Origin of the sequence: Bacteroides muris (ex Afrizal et al. 2022) (assembly GCF_004793475.1) — a bacterium.
Classification (GTDB): domain Bacteria; phylum Bacteroidota; class Bacteroidia; order Bacteroidales; family Bacteroidaceae; genus Bacteroides; species Bacteroides muris.
Genome location: NZ_SRYZ01000007.1, coordinates 62,282 through 79,539 on the forward strand (window position 1 = coordinate 62,282; position 17,258 = coordinate 79,539).

Below are 17,258 nucleotides of genomic sequence, written 5' to 3' on the forward strand. Positions count from 1 at the left end.
ATCGAATCTTTTTTTGTTTAGGTTTAAATAAATTGTTCGTTATAAGTTTATTGCAAGAACAATGCCTATCCAGGATTGTTCACCGGTTTTTTAATTATTTTATATCCGATAGCAGCAATAAAGATACTCATTACCGGACTGATAAGGTTGAAGAAGCAATAGGGAAGGTAGGTCAGCGTAGGTACGCTCAAGATAGTGGCTTGTGTCATTCCGCAAGTATTCCACGGAATTAATGGAGATGTAACGGTCACGGCATCCTCCGTAGTACGGCTAAGTAGCCGGCTTTCGTAGCCTTTCTTTGCGTAGACGTTGCTGAACATGTTTCCGGTGAGGATAATGCTGATATACTGGTCTGCTGTGGCAAGGTTCAGGAACAATCCGGAACATACAGTGGATGCTACCATGCTGGCTGTATTCTTCATGAAGCAGACGAATAGGGAAGTGATGCTTCTCAGCATGCCGCTTGCCGTCATGGCTCCGCCGAAACACATGGCGCAGATGATAAGCCAGATGGTATTCATCATTCCTGCCATGCCTCGTGTAGCAATAAGTTCTGTCAACATGTCACTGTCAGTTTGTAGGCTGGTACTGCCATAGAATGTCATCATTATCCCTTTGAACATATTCCCATCTTCCGCTATCTCATTCAGTAGTCCCGGTTGGAAGATGAAGGCGAATATCCCTGCCAGCAGAGTGGAGAGAAAGAGTGTGATGACGGAAGGCACTCTCCGGGCAATCAGTATTCCCGTAATCACGGGAACAGCCAGTAACCAGGAAGTAATGTTGAATTTGGCGTCCAATGCTGCCGTAAATTCCGCAATCTGTTGTGTATTGTTCGTTTCGTGTGTGAGTCCCATTACTGTAAAGATGACAAGGGTGATGAGGAGAGAGGGGACGGTGGTAATCATCATATAGCGGATATGGCTGAATAACGGTGTTTCCGTTACGGATGAGGCAAGGACCGTGGTATCCGATAACGGTGAAATTTTGTCTCCGAAATAGGCTCCCGAAATGATGGCACCGGCTATCCATCCCTCTTCAAAACCTTGTGCCTTGCCTATGCCCAAAAGGGCGATACCGATGGTGGCGATAGTGGTCCATGAACTTCCCGTCATTACTGATACCAATGCACAAATAATGCAGGTAGAAGCAAGGAAAAAATTCGGATGGATAATCTGCATACCATAATATATAAGGGTAGGTACCACCCCACTTATCATCCATGTGCCGCTCAAAGCACCGATAATCAATAGAATAATGATAGCTGTGGCAACACCTGAAATGTTGTTGGTGATGGCAAGTTCATAATCTTTCCAAGGGATGCGGTAGAAAGCCATGCCGATAAAGACACACATACCAGTGGTGGCAAGCAGGGAAATCTGGCTTCCTCCACTCAAGGCGTCACTTCCGAAAGTATGGATGGTGGCGAACAGCATTCCTACGAGAAAAGCGATGGGAAATAGAGAAACGAGTGGAGAGGGTATTTTCTTTGCTGAATTCATTGGATCGTTTTTACTATGCTTGGTTGACGAATCTATTATCACTCTGCCGTTTACAGTTTGATGTGGCAAAGGTATAACAATTCTGTTTAATATCTTTCTTATCCTCTGTATGACAAATAAAAATTATCAAATCTTTGCGTTTGCTTGAAAAAATGATAGTATTTTTGACTTTCAATTGATATATTTGACTTTAAATTGTATATTTATGAATAAAAAACTGTAACAGACAGGAAAGTGTTGACTTTTGGTGAAGTGATGTTTCGTCTGATTACTCCAAGATTTCGCCGTTTCTCCCAGTTCAATGAGTTATTGCAATCTATGGTGGCAGGTAGGCTAATGTTGCTATGTCGTTGGCACATTTCAGCATCCCTATGGAATTTGTCACCTGTCTGCCGGACAATGCCATAGCGCATGCTTGTATTGCTTCTTTCCGTGCTTGCGGTTTGGATATGGAGGAGATTGTCTTTGGCAGCAAGCGTCTGGGATTATATTATTGGGAGAGCGATGTTGCTTTCCGAAATTCTAATGTGGTGTATGTTGCAGGAAAATCTTTCAGGAATTGTGTAATTTCATCACTTTCATCTAACTCTGTTACGCCACCTTCGTTGCAATGACATTCAAGCGTAAAAGTTCCAGTTCACCATAATGATCTGTTGTAAACTGTATAAAAACTTCTGGGCTGTTAATGTCGTATAGTCTATCTGCATCTACGAACTTTACTTGCGTGTAATAAGCTACATCTCGCAGATTTTCCGGGAGATTCGGTTGTTCTTTGTAGATACAGTTTCCTGTATCTCGTTAGTGATGTGGTAATACGTGCAATATGGCCTGATGGTCATAGTCTTTAGGTGAGATGCGGAATGCACCTTCACCGAATTCTCCAAAACCTTTATAATCTTTTACCTCAATCTTGAACCTCGGTGTTATCAGATTGAGTTCCCTATTACTATATCTTTCCGCATTTCACTTTTTTTTGTAACTTTGCCATAAAATAATCGAATATGAGTATGACTTTAACAACTGAGAGAAAAGAAAAAGCAATATTATTCCTCTGGCAACATCTCCTGCTTCTGATTTCATTGTATCTGATGACATTGGGAGTCGTTCTATGTGTAAAATCCTCTTTGGGCAGCAGCGTAATCTCCTCACTGCCGTTCGTTTTTTCGCTGGCGGGATTGATAAGTCGTGTCCCTGAGTGGACAATTGGCGGATACACGATTGCGATGAACTTTATCTTGGTATTTTGCCAAATACTCATACTGCGCCGCAATTTCGACTTCATGCAGCTCTTCCAGCTTGTCATCGGATTCGTATTCGGATGGCTTATAGATATTAACATGGCATTGACAGCCGGTTTGGAATGCACGACTTGGTCTTCGCAAATATTCGCCCAATTCGCTGGATGTACCATCATGGGCATCGGCATCGCCTTCGAGGTGCGGTGCGGCTCGGTAACCATGCCGGGCGAGGGCATTTCCATTACCGTCAGTCAGGTAACGAAGCGTCCTTTCGCCAAAGTAAAGATATGGGTGGATACGACCCTCGTACTGCTCGCCGTTGCTGGGTGTTATCTCTTTTTCGGGAGCTGGCAATGGAATGTTATCGGTATCGGAACGCTGTTCGCTATGATTTATGTCGGACTGGTAGTGAAATTTATCGCTCCGCATTTGGGTTGGTTCGACCGCCTTCTAACCTATCGCCCAGGCTTCCGGCGTTACCTGTTCGGATTGGCTCGATTACTATATCGTCGCGGTGAAGTGAAAGAATAAAAACGAGGGTGTCAAAATGTGGCACCCTCGTTTTTGTTGTATCCCTGTTGAAGGCTGAAATCAAATATCCGCTTCTACAAGGAATATTTTGATTTTTGGAACAGCATCAACGGTTAATGTTGTTTGATTAGGCTATTTCAATTTTGAAATTAGCCAGTCAGTGACAAGCTTCACCGCATAATCAGAAGCAACGGTATATTATGGTCTTTATCTGTTTGTTGTCATACTCTTCGCTTGCAATTGAAGTGACGCCCCGCCTTGTGAATGTCCAACAAGATATATGTTTTCAGTTATCGTTAATGCCTTGACATAGGAAATTATACTTATGAGGTCTTCATTCTCATTGAGTACTGTCATATTCTGAAACTCGCCTTCACTCTTGCCGCAATCGTTGAAATCATAATGCAAGACGCCTATGCCATTCTCGTTGAGAATACAGATTATCGGTTCCCAGAGATGAAAGCCATCGTCACAGATGGTATGTTATTCGACTTTGAAAAAGAAGTGCGAATGCCAAATGCAATCACGCTTCTTTTGAGAATAAAATCCTGTGCAAAACAGAACTTTTACTTGGCAGGCAGCACCTCACCCTTCTCGTTGAAGAGCACGTCCGAAGTCTTTCCTTCAGCATCGGCAAGTGTCACCTTGTAGGTCTTGACACCCTCCTCGTTCTTCACATAGGCGGCCTTGATGGTCTGTCCCTCGTAGCTCTTGGCTACGGCATCCTTGACAGCCTGCGGAAGCTGGTCGGTTTCGATAGCCTCGAATTCATTTTCGGCGGTTACCGAAATCTGAGCCTTCGGTGCGATTACAGTGTTGGCATACGCGGCATTGAAGCCGAGGGCTGCGAAAAGAGCAGCAGCGATAAATACTTTTTTCATTTTCGTAATGTGTTTAATTAAACTTAAAATCTCCTTTTTTCAAAGTTGCTGATACAAATTTATCGACATCCCGAGCACAATCCAAGCAAGTGATTATGAACGGCATTTTTCCGATGACGGATGTTTCCCGGGTTCTATTTCGTCTCGCCTCCGAGGGCATGGTAAAGCGTGATGACGCCCTGTATCTCGTCATAGCGGTCTTCCGATTCCGCCAGTTCGGCCTGCAAAAGTTTCTGCTGGGCGGTGAGCACTTCCAAATAGTGGGTTCGCCCGTACTTCATCAGCAACTTGGTATTCCATACGGCGGCTTTCAGATTCAGAATCCGCTTGCGGTCTATACCCAGCCGCTTGCGGGCCGTCTGCCAGAGGATAAGTGCATTGTTCACCTCGTTGCCGGCATCGAGCAGGCTCTGCCGGAATTGCAGCAATGCCTCCTGCTGCTGTGCGCGGGCTATTTTCAGCCGGGCAACGTTCTCGCCTTTATGGAAAAGGGGCTGCACCAGCGAACCGACCGCATTGAAAAGCCACGTTCCCGGATTGGATATGGTCTCCGCATTATTGGTCCATCTGATGGTGCCGGAAAGCGTGATACGCGGATAAAAAGCCGAACGGGCTTCGCCGGTGGCATAGAACGACTGCATCAGGGCAAACTCCGCCTCCCGCACATCCGGACGGTTGCTGACCAGCGACAGAGGAAGCCCGGCGGACAAGCTGTCGGGAAAGTGCCGGTCGGCAAGCACGCCGCGTTCCAGCTTTACAGGAGCAATTCCCAGCAATGCACAGACCGTATTTTCCAGCTCTCCGATGCGCTTTTCCAACGTGAGGATGGAACCTTCCACCTCCAACTTGTTGGCACGTGCCTGCAACACGGCAGCTTCCGTAGTTTTTCCTGCCCGTTTGAGCGCGGAAAGCGTGCGGATATTCTCCTGCCATGTCGTCAGCGTGCGGCGGCTGATCTGCAACTGCTCGTCGAGCATCAGCAGCGTATAGTAACTGTCGGCAACGGTGGCGACCAGACGTGTCTGCATCGCCTGCTCGTATGCCCGGCTTTGCCCGAGAGCCGCCTTGGCTCCGGCTTTCGCATTGCGCTGCCGGCCGAAGATGTCCAATTCCCACTCTGCCGAAGGGCCGACCGAATAGGTTCGTTGCGCAGGACGTCCGTCGGAATGACTTGCTTGTCCCTGCCCGCCGAGAGAGACGGACGGAAGGAATGCCAGACGGGAGGATTGCAGGACGGCTTCCGCCTCTTCCGTCCGCAGGCGGGCCACACGCAGGTCGGTGTTATGCTCCATGCCGCATTCTATCCACCGTTGAAGCAGAGAATCGGTAAAAACCTCTCGCCACGAAAGATTGGCGAACGATGCGCTATCCGTCTGTTGCGTCTCTTGTCGGATACCGGTGTACAGACTGTCGGCGAACGACAAGTCGGGCCGTTCGTAGCGCGTATAGATTCCGCAACCGTTCATGAACGGCAGCAGAAAAAGCAAAAGGAATATATAATGAACTGTTTTCTTCATGATTATTTCTGTTTTAGGGTACGCCGGGGCATGACGGCCTCCTCCATACGTTGGAACACGATGAACAGCACCGGAACGATGAACAGCAATGCCACCGTGCCGATAAGCATTCCGCCTACCGTACCCACGCCGATGGATATGTTGCCGTTGGCTCCCACGCCGCTGGCGAACATCATCGGCAACATACCGAAAACCATCGTCAGCGAAGTCATCAGGATAGGCCGCAGACGGGCTTTTGCCGCAGACATGGCGGCAGCGGCGATACTCATTCCCATTTTACGGTGCTTGGTGGCATATTCGGTCAGCAGGATAGCGGTCTTGGCCAACAGACCGATGAGCATCAACAACCCCACTTGCATATAGATGTTGTTCTCCAGAGAGAACATGCGGGCAAAGAGAAAACTTCCCGCCAGCCCGAAAGGTACGGAGAGCAATATGACTACCGGCATGAAAAGGCTCTCGTAAAGAGCACAAAAAATCAGATAGATGAAAACGAAGCAGATGATGAAGATGATTACCGTCGAACTGCCCGAACCGGCCTCCTCGCGCGACATGCCGCCGAACTCGTAACCGTAGCCCGCAGGCAATACCTCGGCAGCCACCTCCCGCACAGCCTGAATGGCTTCGCCCGAACTGTAACCGCCCGCCGCCGAACCGTTGATGGCAATGGCGGAGAAGAGATTGAAACGCGCCAGCGACTGCGCCCCGTACACTTTCGTCAGGGTCAGATATTGTCCGACGGGACTCATGCCGCCCTTGTCATTGCGTACGAACATATTATTCAACGCTTTGGTGTCGAGGCGGAACTCCGGAGATGCCTGTACCATGACACGATACAATTTGGAGAACCTGTTCATGTTCGAGGCATAGATACCTCCGACATACCCGGACAACACATCCAGCACATCGGCAGGCGACACACCTGCCTGTTTACACCGTGCGGCATCGACCTCCAACAGATATTGGGGATATTTCGTATCGAATGCGGTGGTAGCCTTGGCTATCTCCGGCCGCTCGTTCAGCCCCTCTATCAGCCGATTGGCCACTTTCTGCAAATCCTCGATGCTGCCTCCCTTCTGGTCCTGCAAATGAATCTCGAAACCGTTGCTCGCACCATAGCCAGGAATCATGGCTTGGGTGAAGACGATGACTTTCGCGGCTGTGATGTCCGCCGTGCGGCGGTATATCTCGTCGATGACGGATTGGATGTCATCTCCCTTTTCCGTGCGCTCGTCCCAGGGATGCAGACGGATAGTAAACATACCGCTCGACGAACCCATACCGCTCAACATGCCCATACCTGTGGTCTTTGCACATACCTTGATTTGCGGAATGTCGCCGATTTTACGGTCTATTTCCTCCATGATTCTGGCGGTCTGCTGCAAATTGGTGCCGGGAGGCGTCTGAACGTCAATATTGATCGTACCCATATCCTCGTTCGGGACCAGTCCGGTTTTCGTCGTCTGCATCAGATATACCAGCCCGCCGCACGCCAGCAGTAATGACAGTCCGGCCAGCCATTTGCGGCGGAACAGAAAGAGCACTCCGCTCTTGTAGCGCACGAGCATTCGGTTGAAAGCCGCATCGAAAGCCAGATGGGAACGGGTAGAGAAACCGGGCCGTTCTCCTGCGGTAACCTCCGTGTGGGGCGTCATGAGCAGGGCGCAAAGAGCCGGACTGAGCGTAAGTGCATTGAGCAGCGAAATGCCGACGGCAACGGCCATCGTCAGTCCGAACTGCATATAGAACGTGCCTGTCGTACCGCCCATGAAACTGACGGGAATAAACACCGCCATGAAAACGAACGTGGAGGTCAGCAGTGCGGACGATATGCCGTCCATCGCCCGGATTGTGGCTTCGTAAGGCGAACGGTACCCCTCGTCGAACTTGGCCTGCACCGCTTCGACCACCACGATGGCATCGTCCACCACCGTGTCGATGACCAGTACGAGAGCGAAGAGCGTAATCATGTTCAAGCTGAATCCCGCCACGTACAGGAAGGCGAAGGTGCCTATCAGCGAAACGATGATTGAGACGGTCGGTATAAGCGTGGAACGTATGTTCTGGAGGAACACATAGACTACGAGCACCACCAGCAGGACGGCTTCAATCAGGGTCTTGACCACATTCCGGATGGAGGCGTCCAGAAAATCCTTCGTACTCATCAGGTCGGCGATTGCCATCCCCTTGGGAAGATTCTCGGATATTTCCGCCACCACCTTGTCGATCTCTTCGATAATTTCGTTGGCATTCGAGCCGGAGGTCTGGGAAATCATGCAGGTAGTGCCCGGATGCCCGTTCACGGAACCGATGTACTCGTAGGTTTTCGAGCCCAGTTCGACCCGCGCCACGTCTTTCAGGCGCAGGACGGTTCCGTTTTCCTGCGCGCTGACCACCAGATTCTCGTAGTCGGTCTCCTTGTCGTAACGTCCGCGATATTTCAGCACATAACGGAACGTATGTTCCGATTCGGCACCCAGCGTTCCGGTCGGCGATTCCAGATTCTGCTCGTCGAGCACCTTGCGTATGTCTGACGGAACAAGACCGTATTGCGCCATCTTGCCCGGATCGAGCCATATCCGCAAGGAGTAGTCCGCACCCTTGACGTCCACCTCGCCGACACCCGCAATACGGGCGAAACGGGGCTCGACGTTTATTTTCATATAGTTGCACAGGAACTTTTCGTCGAACGAATCGTCGGGACTGTAGAGAGCTAGCGTCTTGATGCGGCTCGTCTGGCGTTTACGCACGGTCAGGCCGCTCTTGGTCACTTCGGCGGGCAGTTGCCCTTGTGCCGAAGCCAACCGGTTCTGCACATTGACCATTGCCATGTCGCCGTCCGTTCCCTGCCGGAAATAAATCTGGATCGTGGCGGAACCCGTGTTCGTGGCGGACGACACCATGTACATCATGTTCTCCACACCGTTGATGGCCTCTTCGAGCGGCACCACCACGCTTTTCTGCACCGTCTCGGCATTCGCACCGGGATAGGTAGCCGACACAAGCACAGTGGGAGGCGCGATTTCCGGGAACTGTTCCACCGGCAACTGGACGAGGCAGATGATGCCCAACAGCGTAATGAAGACCGAAATGACACCGGCCAGTATCGGTCGGTCGATAAACGTTTGTATCTTCATAAGTTATTCTCCCCGTGTGTTTTTAGGTTCGACAACAGCACCTTCGCGCACCAGTCCGGCACCTTCGGCGATAATGACGTCGCCCGCTTTCAGCCCCGATTCCACGATATATTCTTTTCCGTCGTTCTGCGGGAAAACTTCGATACGGGTAGAGACGGCCCTGCCGTCCACCACCTTATAGACGAAGATGCGGTCCTGCAATTCATACGTGGCAGCCTGCGGAATGACGATGCAGTTTTCGCGCACGGAAGGAATCAGCACCGTGCCGCTGCCACCGTTGCGCAGCAGCCTCTCCTTGTTCGGGAAGACGGCACGTAGGCTCACAGCTCCCGTACTCTCGTCGATGGTGCCGCTCACAGCGTCGATATGGCCTTTGCAGGAATACATCTGCCCGTTGCTCATTTTCAACTCCACTTCAGGCATCTCCTCGATGGCATGCTTCAGGGAGCCGTATCGCTGAATCATGTCCAACATCTGATTTTCGGCCATCGAAAAATAAGCATACACCCGGCTGTCGTCCGACACCGTGACTAACGGGTCGCCGGATGTGCTGCTGACCAATACGCCTACCCGGTAGGGAATCATGCTCGCCACACCATTCACGGGCGACTCCACCTCTGTGTACGACAGGTTGTTGTGGGCGCTCTTCTCTTCGGCCTCGGCCAATGCGAGCTTGGCTTCCGCTTCCATGACCTCGTTGCGGGCGGTCTGCAAGTCGAACTCCGAAACCACCTCTTCTTCCAAAAGCCCCTTGTTGCTCTCCAGACCAGCCGGGCGGTGGAGAGCACCGCTTCGGCACTTTTTACATTGGCGACGGCGATGTCGTGCGCAGCCTTGTAAGGCACTTGGTCGATGACGAACAATACGCTGTCCTTACGTACCGCATCGCCCTCCTTCATCCGGATGTCCGTAATCTGACCGCTTACCTGCGGGCGAATCTCCACGGTCTGATACCCCCGTATGGTAGCCGTATAACCACTGCGGAGCGTGCGGCTGCTCAACGTTACCGTATCCGTCCGGTAAGCCGCAGTTCCCTGCTGCCGCCCGTCGCGGCCTCCGTTGCAGGCGAAAAGGCACAGGGCACAAGCGGCAAAAATCATTTTTGTTTTATATCCGTTATTCATACCGAAAGTTTTTTTGGACACAATATTACGAAGAAATCGACGGGTCGGGAAAATAGCGTTGACGAACGGTGGAATTGCGGTGGTAAACGTCGGGGACAATTCTTGTACGCGACTTCCGGAATAAGTATCTTTGCAAATAAATTATTTATAATGAACGGAATATGAAAGAAAAAAATATAACCTTGTCCATCGACCTGATTTTTTGCGTCATTATCCTGCCGCTCATCATCACGATGGTTCCGGTGGAAAAATGGATAGAAAAATACACACTCTTCGCCGTAAGTCTCGTGGCTTATATGTACGTCCTTTACTTCGCCATACGCAAAGTCAATTTTCCGCAACTTTTCATGAATCGCCGGTACGGCAGGATGGCGGCATTCATTCTGCTGTTCCTGGGGACAACCTATCTGTTGTCACTGTTTCCCTATCCTGAAAGTGCAGCGGACAACTCGGCTCTGCATCCCCATCTGAAAGAGCACCTGCGCAGCCAGACGGTATGGTTCCTTTTTCTTGTCGTGAGCGGGTTCAGCCTTTCTGTCAGTCTGATTTTCGAGCTTTTCCGGCAAACGCTGGCCAAGAAGGAACTGGAAAGCCAGAAGAACAAGGCCGAGCTGGCACTCTACAAGGCACAGATCGACCCCCATTTTCTGTTCAACACGCTCAACACCCTTTACGGGCTTGTCATTCAGAAATCCGAAAAGGCCGAATCGGCGTTCGCCCAATTCGCCGACATGGTGCAGTACATGTACACCCATGCCAAAGACGACACGGTTGCTGTCCGCGACGAGATAGACTACATCGGTCACTACATCGATTTGCAATCCCTCCGTCTGAACCGCCACACGAAAGTCGTTTGGGAATGCGAAACGGACGACGATACGCTGCGCATACCCCCGATGCTGCTTGTCACCTTCGTGGAAAACGCTTTCAAGTACGGTGCGTCTTCGAGCAAAGACTGCACGATACGCATCCGTATGGAAATCGAAGAGGGCGCGCTCCGTTTCACGACGCAAAACGGCATCATGAAAAAGCGGCACGAAAAGGAGCCTGCCGTCGGCATCGAAAACTGCCGCGCACGGTTGGAACTGCTCTATCCCGGACGTTTCACGCTGACCGCCCGGGAAGAAAACTCCGAGTATGAACTGAATCTGACCATACGCCTCAAATGAAAAAGATAAATTGCATCGCCATAGACGACGAACCCATAGCACTGTCCGTCATATCCCAATTCTGCTTGCGGACGGGCGGTCTCGACCTGCTTACCTGCAGCGAACCGCAAGAAGGATTGCAAGCCGTCATCGACAGGCAACCTGACATCGTTTTCCTCGACATAGAGATGGACTGCCTGAACGGTCTCGACATCGCACGCAAACTGCCGGCATCGACCTGCTTCATCTTCACCACAGCCTACATTCGCTACGCCCTCGACGGATTCGACCTCGATGCCGCCGATTTCCTGCACAAACCGTTCTCCTACGAAAGGTTCAAGACAGCCGTGGAAAAAGCAGTGCGGCGGCTGGAATATATCCGTAATGAAAAAGAGTGCATCATCGTCAAGCAGGAATACAACAATGTAGTGATTCCTGTTTCCGACATACTCTACATCGAAGCAATGGAAAACTATTGCAAAATTTTCCGTCGCAAGGGATGCTACACGCTTTCGCGCATGAACCTCAAAGCGATAACGGAACTGTTGCCGCCCCGGAACTTCATCCGCATACATCGTTCGTTCATCGTCCAGCTCGACAGCATTCAGCATTTCAACAAACAGGAACTTCGGCTTACCACCGGGCAGACCTTACCCATCGGCAGGCAATATGCCGAAAAAGTGATTTCCCGGTTGCACTCTCCGGGGAACAACAATGCGCATCATGACAATGAGTAATCCAAAACCGAAATCGGGAAAATAATCGTAAGAATCAACAATAAACAAATATAAATCAGGGAAAATGGAAAATACAGTCAGATGTGGGAACAATGCTTCTTTGAACGGTATTGATGGAAACAAAAAGGTAAAAGGCATAAAACGGCATGTCATAGTGGATAAGAATGGCTTTCTTATTGCCGTTATGGTCACCATAGCTAATGTACATGACAGTGAAGCCGCTTATTTGCTGATGAGGGTTCTTAAGGAGATGTGCTCCAGTGTAAGAAACATTCTTGCCGATGGAGGTTACCGAGGAGAACTTGTCGATAACATAAGAAAGAAATTCGGATATGTCATTCAGGTTGTTATCAGTGCGTACAAGGAACAGGGATTCAGACCCATTCAAAAGAGATGGATTGTGGAAAGAGCATTCTAATGGATGGATTACAATAGAAGGCTCTGCCGAAACTATGAACTAACATTCGACTCGGCAGAGGAAATGGTCAAATTAGCCACTATAAGATTATTATTGAGGAAAATTTAAACAGGCTCTTATTTCGAACCACGTTTTTTAAGTGGACAGCTGCATAACCGTTGGCAGTAAAGAGGCTTCCCTAGGGCGAAATGCTGTCGGGCAGTGGGAGATTGATGTGCTCGGCTTTATAAAACGTACATTGGTTTGATGTGGTATCAGTTCCATAAAAGGCTACGTGTAACAGATGTTTGGGGGCGGCATCGTATGCGCCTACTACCCGTTGGATTAAATGGTCGCATTGGATAATAAGAAAATTGGGTGATTGCTGTGCCATCACCAGAAAGCATTCATAATACCATTCTCATAAAAGAGTAAATCGGTTTCATCAGATTTGGAATTTATTTGTTCAAGGTTATTGTATGGCGGCAAATGTATGAAAAAACGGATATACAAAAACTTCCACCTACGTTTATGAACGTAAATAGAAGCTTTTGTACAATATTTGTATGTAGTTGTTGTTAACTGTTCATACTCATCAAGAATTCGTCGTTGTCTTTGGTCTTCTCCAGACGGTCTTTTACGAAGTCCATGGCTTCTATCGGATTCATGTCGGCAAGGTATTTGCGGAGAATCCACATGCGGTCTAATGTCTGCTTGTCTTGCAGCAAATCGTCACGGCGGGTGCTGGAAGCAACGATGTTGACAGCTGGGAAGATACGCTTGTTGGACAAGTTGCGGTCGAGCTGCAATTCCATATTACCCGTACCCTTGAATTCTTCGAAGATAACTTCGTCCATCTTGGAGCCGGTGTCGATTAAGGCGGTAGCCAAGATAGTCAGCGAACCGCCGCCCTCGATGTTACGGGCAGCACCGAAGAAACGTTTGGGCTTATGTAATGCATTGGCGTCCACACCACCGGAAAGTACTTTGCCGGAAGCTGGGGATACGGTGTTATAGGCACGTGCCAGGCGGGTGATGGAGTCGAGGAAGATGACAACATCGTGTCCGCATTCCACCATGCGTTTTGCTTTTTCAAGGACGATGCCAGCAATTTTCACGTGACGTTCTGCCGGTTCGTCGAAAGTAGAGGCGATTACTTCCGCATTGACGGTACGTGCCATGTCAGTAACTTCCTCCGGGCGTTCGTCGATGAGCAGCATAATCATGTAGACTTCCGGATGATTGGCGGCAATGGCGTTGGCAATGTCTTTCATCAAGATGGTCTTACCGGTTTTGGGCTGTGCCACAATCAAGGCGCGCTGACCTTTGCCGATGGGGGCAAACAAGTCTACGACACGGGCAGACATGGAGTCGGAGTATCCGCCTTTGCAAAGTTTGAACTTCTCGTCCGGGAAGAGGGGCGTGAGGTGTTCGAACGGTACGCGGTCGCGTACGAAAGCCGGATTACGGCCGTTTATTTTGGATACTTTTACCAGCGGGAAGTATTTTTCGCCTTCTTTCGGGGGACGGATTACACCCTCTACCACATCACCGGTTTTTAGGCCGAACAATTTGATTTGTGATTGTGATACGTAAATATCGTCCGGTGAAGATAAGTAGTTGTAATCGGAAGAACGGAGGAAGCCGTAGCCATCCTGCATGATTTCCAGTACGCCGGTTCCAGTGAGGATATCATCGAATTCGTAAACCTTCTCGCGTTCTATTACGGGTTTGCGTTCCGGAGCAGCCGGATAGTTCTCTCCGTTGTTATAGGATTGTACCGGGCGCTGCTGCATGGGGCGCTGCTGGCTATAGCCACCGTTGCGGTTGTTATTGTATGGGTTGTTGTTGTCACGGGCGCGGAGGCGCGGGCGTTGTGGCTGTTGCGGTTCGGCTGGGGCAACGGCAGGTGTGGGGGGGGCGGGAGTTTCCGTTTTGGTCGCTTCGAATTTGCCGATAAGTTCGGATGGCAACTCTGTTTTTTCTGTAGGGAGGTCTTCAATAGGAATGAAGTCATTTGCCGCCTCGGTCAGAATGGGACTTTTGTCCGGTACGATATTCTTTTCAGCTTTGGCTTCCGCCTGGGGTTCTGCTTTCGGGTTGTTGGCTTCGAAGTTCAGTTCCGGTTCGGCGACTTTCGGGGTTTCCGTTGCCTTGGGAGCAGCGGTTTCTTCCTTTACCTTACGGGGACGTCCCGGTTTTCGTTTGGGGGCGGTGGCTTCTTTGGCAGGTGGCGGCGTTGCAGTATTTATGGCTGGTTCTTGGGGAGCTTCTACAGTTATGGGTTGTTCTTTCGTAGCCGGTGCTTCCTCTGTTTTGGCTTTGGTGAGGTCTCCGTTTTTATTGGCGGAGAACACTTTGTCGGCACCTTCCTTTTTTACGGTCTTTACAGTAACGCGTGAGCGTTTTTGTTTTTCCCCTTTGCGTTCTTCCTTCATCTTGTCGGCGGCAACTTTCTTGGTAGCGCCTGCGATAGCTTGTTCGTCAAGTATCTTGTAAACAAGTTCTTCTTTTTTGAGTGAGTCTGTTTTTTTTATACCCAGTTCTTGGGCAATAGTTTGTAGTTCCGACAAATTTTTGTCGTTCAGTTGAATGATGTTATACATACAGTATATATGTGAATGGTTTAAAATTTACTTTTATTGAAAAGGCATAAATGCACAGTTGCAGTTGTTGTAGGAAGCAACTTGGGCAAGTTTACCTTGTGATATATGATTTATATGGGATATTTATTATTGAACCGGAAATCTGATAAACAATTCTCGCCACAGCAAGAAGTCGCAGAATGTTTCAACGATGCAAAGGTAATAAATATTTTTTGTTTCATAAACAAATCATCTTTTTTTAATTTAAAACTTTATCTTTGCTGTATTAACAACAACATGAAGGATTGGCTTATGAATATAGATGAAGTACAATTGATAACTTTTTCACCTACTTGTACCTCTAAACAAGTGGGAGAGGCAATTGTTCACGGAACAGGAATTTCGTCTGTTTCCAAAGTGGACCTTACTTTGGAGGCAGCGGGTAAAAGAGAGGTTCCTTCCCATGTTTTGGCGATCATCACGGTGCCCGTATATGGCGGTCATGTGGCTCCTTTAGCATTGGAGCGGATGAGGGAGCTTCATACTGATGGTGCGCCTGCTGTGGTGGTGGTGGTTTACGGCAACCGGGCCTATGAGAAGGCTTTGGTGGAATTGGATGCTTTTGTTACAAACTTGGGTTTCAAGGTAATTGCAGGTGCTACGTTTGTAGGCGAGCACTCTTATAGCAGTGAGAAATACCCGGTAGCATCCGGACGTCCGGATGCGGATGACTTGGAGTATGCAAAGCTTTTTGGTGAAAAGATACGTGCTAAAATTGCAGCGGCCGAAGATGTGGAGAAACTGTATGGGGTGGATGTGGCCCATATCCAGCGTCCACGCCAGCCTTTTTTTCCGTTGCTCCGCTTTTTGCGCAGAGTCGTCAAGTTGCGTAAGAGTGGGGTTCTTATGCCCCGTACTCCGGAAGTGAATACGGAACGTTGCACACATTGTGGATATTGCGTGAAGCATTGTCCTGCAGGAGCGATTATAAAAGGAGAAGAGTGCAATACGGTTGCAGAGAAATGCATCAAGTGTTGTGCCTGTGTGAAAAGTTGTCCGCAGAAGGCGCGTGCGTATGACACGCCGTTTGCCGTGTTGCTTTCCGATTGCTTCAAGAAACAGAAGGAGGACAGAATCATTCTGTGACGGCTATCGGTCAGTGGTTGATATAACCAGCACTTTCCGGGTCTTTTCGTCTATCCTGAAACGGTTATCCGCTCGTTCTCCCACCAGCCAGATTATGTCATCTCCGCAGCAAAGCACCCATTGTCGTTCTTTGTGCAGAAGGGAGAACTTGCGGTCGGTCAGGTAGTCACTTACTTTCTTCCGACCTCTCATGCCGAAGGGCACAAATCTGTCTCCCTGCCTGCAAAGACGTAGCGAAAGGGGATGCTTGAGCTTGTCGGCATCAAAGCAGGCGGTTGCTCTGTCGCGTGGAATCATGAAATCCGGTGTATAGGGATATTCTTTTATTTCCAATAGAGGCTTTACGACTTTTTGTATGGGTTCTATCAACAATGAGTCGCGGTCTTTGATGACACGCCAGCCGGAGGTGGCAAAGGCTTTGCCGGATTGTCCGTCCAATGTTCGGTAGATGTCTCTTGTTTGTGCGGTGTTGAACCCAAGTGGATGCAGAATCTCAAATAATACCGTTTCCGGTGCCGCTTCTTGCATCAGAGCGTCGATGTTGATGCCTTCCGGTGTCTTGACCCGCAGTTTGGCTTCTTCTATACCTATGTTATATATAGAGGCGGCATCGTCCAGATGCTCTGCCGTTTTGAGGATGCTTTCCTTAATAGAGGGGTTTATCTCTTGCATCATGGGAAGCAGGTTCAAGCGTATTTTGTTGCGGGTGTATTCATCCTGCAGATTGGTGCTGTCCGTCACGTAGGCTTGCCCGATACTTTCCAGATAACTGACGATTTCCTTTCTGTCTAGGCAGAGCAAAGGACGGACTATATGTCCGTTTCGGGGGCGTATGCCCCGCAATCCGTTTATGCCGGTGCCACGAATCAGATTGAGCAGCAATGTCTCCACGCTGTCATCTTGATGGTGGGCGACGGCAGTGACGGCCGCACTGCATGCTTTCCTTGTTTTTTCGAACCACGTGTAACGCAATTCTCTTGCAGCCATTTCGATGGAGATATGTCGTTCCTTTGCTTCCTGTTCCGTGTTGAAGTGGACGGTGTGCAGCGTCACCCGGTGGTCTAGGCAAAGTTGGCGAACAAAGTGCTCGTCGCGATCGGATTCTGCTCCGCGCAGATGGAAGTTGCAATGAGCGGCTTCGCATGTATATTCCAGGCTGAGGAGCAGACGCAGCAACGCCACGGAGTCAGCCCCGCCGCTCAGTGCCACGAGAATTTTGTCGTCTGGCGAAAATAGCTTGTGATGCTTGATGTATTGTACTACCTTCTGCATATTTAAATATAGAGTGATGCAAAGATAGTGCAAACGATTTTTA

13 protein-coding genes and 2 pseudogenes are annotated in these 17,258 nt (G+C 49.5%); 6 read left to right on the top strand and 9 right to left on the bottom strand.

Annotated features, from left to right (window positions below; genetic code table 11):
* Positions 1-65: 65 nt before the first annotated feature.
* Positions 66-1,502, bottom strand: coding sequence for a Na+/H+ antiporter NhaC (gene nhaC, locus E5355_RS05255; RefSeq protein WP_136009463.1), 1,437 nt, complete (start codon positions 1,500-1,502; stop codon positions 66-68).
* Positions 1,503-1,757: 255 nt separating this feature from the next.
* Here nhaC and E5355_RS05260 point away from each other — a divergent pair.
* Together E5355_RS05260 and E5355_RS05265 are read left to right on the top strand one after the other, a co-directional pair.
* Positions 1,758-2,038, top strand: a pseudogene (locus E5355_RS05260) (sugar kinase); the annotation flags it as partial.
* 471 nt (positions 2,039-2,509) lie between these two features.
* Complete coding sequence (locus E5355_RS05265) at positions 2,510-3,271, top strand: YczE/YyaS/YitT family protein (protein ID WP_136009464.1); 762 nt, start codon at positions 2,510-2,512, stop codon at positions 3,269-3,271.
* Between the two features lie 566 nt (positions 3,272-3,837).
* Here the strand turns inward: E5355_RS05265 and E5355_RS05275 are convergent.
* The 5 genes and pseudogenes from E5355_RS05275 to E5355_RS20210 all read right to left on the bottom strand — a co-directional run.
* The gene (locus E5355_RS05275) at positions 3,838-4,152 is read right to left on the bottom strand and encodes a hypothetical protein (RefSeq protein WP_136009465.1); all 315 of its coding nucleotides are present in this window, start codon (positions 4,150-4,152) and stop codon (positions 3,838-3,840) included.
* Between the two features lie 134 nt (positions 4,153-4,286).
* The gene (locus E5355_RS05280) at positions 4,287-5,669 is read right to left on the bottom strand and encodes a TolC family protein (RefSeq protein ID WP_136009466.1); all 1,383 of its coding nucleotides are present in this window, start codon (positions 5,667-5,669) and stop codon (positions 4,287-4,289) included.
* A 2-nt stretch (positions 5,670-5,671) separates the two neighbouring features.
* Positions 5,672-8,806 carry an efflux RND transporter permease subunit gene (locus E5355_RS05285; RefSeq protein ID WP_136009467.1) on the bottom strand — a complete coding sequence of 1,045 codons (3,135 nt, stop codon included), beginning with the start codon at positions 8,804-8,806 and terminating at the stop codon, positions 5,672-5,674.
* 3 nt (positions 8,807-8,809) lie between these two features.
* On the bottom strand, positions 8,810-9,670 hold the full coding sequence (locus E5355_RS05290) for an efflux RND transporter periplasmic adaptor subunit (protein ID WP_288839570.1): 861 nt from the start codon (positions 9,668-9,670) through the stop codon (positions 8,810-8,812).
* Between the two features lie 17 nt (positions 9,671-9,687).
* Positions 9,688-9,930 (bottom strand): annotated as a pseudogene (locus tag E5355_RS20210) (efflux RND transporter periplasmic adaptor subunit); the annotation flags it as partial.
* Positions 9,931-10,091: 161 nt separating this feature from the next.
* Here E5355_RS20210 and E5355_RS05295 point away from each other — a divergent pair.
* The 3 genes from E5355_RS05295 to E5355_RS05305 all read left to right on the top strand — a co-directional run bounded on the left by E5355_RS05295 (position 10,092) and on the right by E5355_RS05305 (position 12,233).
* On the top strand, positions 10,092-11,099 hold the full coding sequence (locus E5355_RS05295) for a sensor histidine kinase (protein ID WP_136009468.1): 1,008 nt from the start codon (positions 10,092-10,094) through the stop codon (positions 11,097-11,099).
* Positions 11,096-11,815 carry a LytR/AlgR family response regulator transcription factor gene (locus tag E5355_RS05300; RefSeq protein ID WP_136009469.1) on the top strand — a complete coding sequence of 240 codons (720 nt, stop codon included), beginning with the start codon at positions 11,096-11,098 and terminating at the stop codon, positions 11,813-11,815. The genes E5355_RS05295 and E5355_RS05300 overlap by 4 nt, the downstream gene beginning before the upstream one ends.
* A 64-nt stretch (positions 11,816-11,879) precedes the next feature.
* Complete coding sequence (locus E5355_RS05305) at positions 11,880-12,233, top strand: transposase (RefSeq protein WP_246866890.1); 354 nt, start codon at positions 11,880-11,882, stop codon at positions 12,231-12,233.
* 178 nt (positions 12,234-12,411) lie between these two features.
* On the opposite strand, the gene E5355_RS19355 is transcribed toward E5355_RS05305, so the two are convergent.
* Positions 12,412-12,606, bottom strand: coding sequence for a hypothetical protein (locus tag E5355_RS19355; protein WP_168354276.1), 195 nt, complete (start codon positions 12,604-12,606; stop codon positions 12,412-12,414).
* A 184-nt stretch (positions 12,607-12,790) separates the two neighbouring features.
* On the bottom strand, positions 12,791-14,818 hold the full coding sequence (gene rho / locus E5355_RS05310; protein ID WP_136009470.1) for a transcription termination factor Rho: 2,028 nt from the start codon (positions 14,816-14,818) through the stop codon (positions 12,791-12,793).
* Between the two features lie 291 nt (positions 14,819-15,109).
* Here rho and E5355_RS05315 point away from each other — a divergent pair, with 291 nt between their 5' ends.
* Positions 15,110-15,943, top strand: coding sequence for a 4Fe-4S dicluster domain-containing protein (locus E5355_RS05315; protein ID WP_168354280.1), 834 nt, complete (start codon positions 15,110-15,112; stop codon positions 15,941-15,943).
* Positions 15,944-15,946: 3 nt separating this feature from the next.
* Here E5355_RS05315 and tilS read toward each other — a convergent pair whose 3' ends face one another.
* Positions 15,947-17,215 carry a tRNA lysidine(34) synthetase TilS gene (tilS, locus tag E5355_RS05320; protein ID WP_136009472.1) on the bottom strand — a complete coding sequence of 423 codons (1,269 nt, stop codon included), beginning with the start codon at positions 17,213-17,215 and terminating at the stop codon, positions 15,947-15,949.
* Positions 17,216-17,258: the final 43 nt, after the last annotated feature.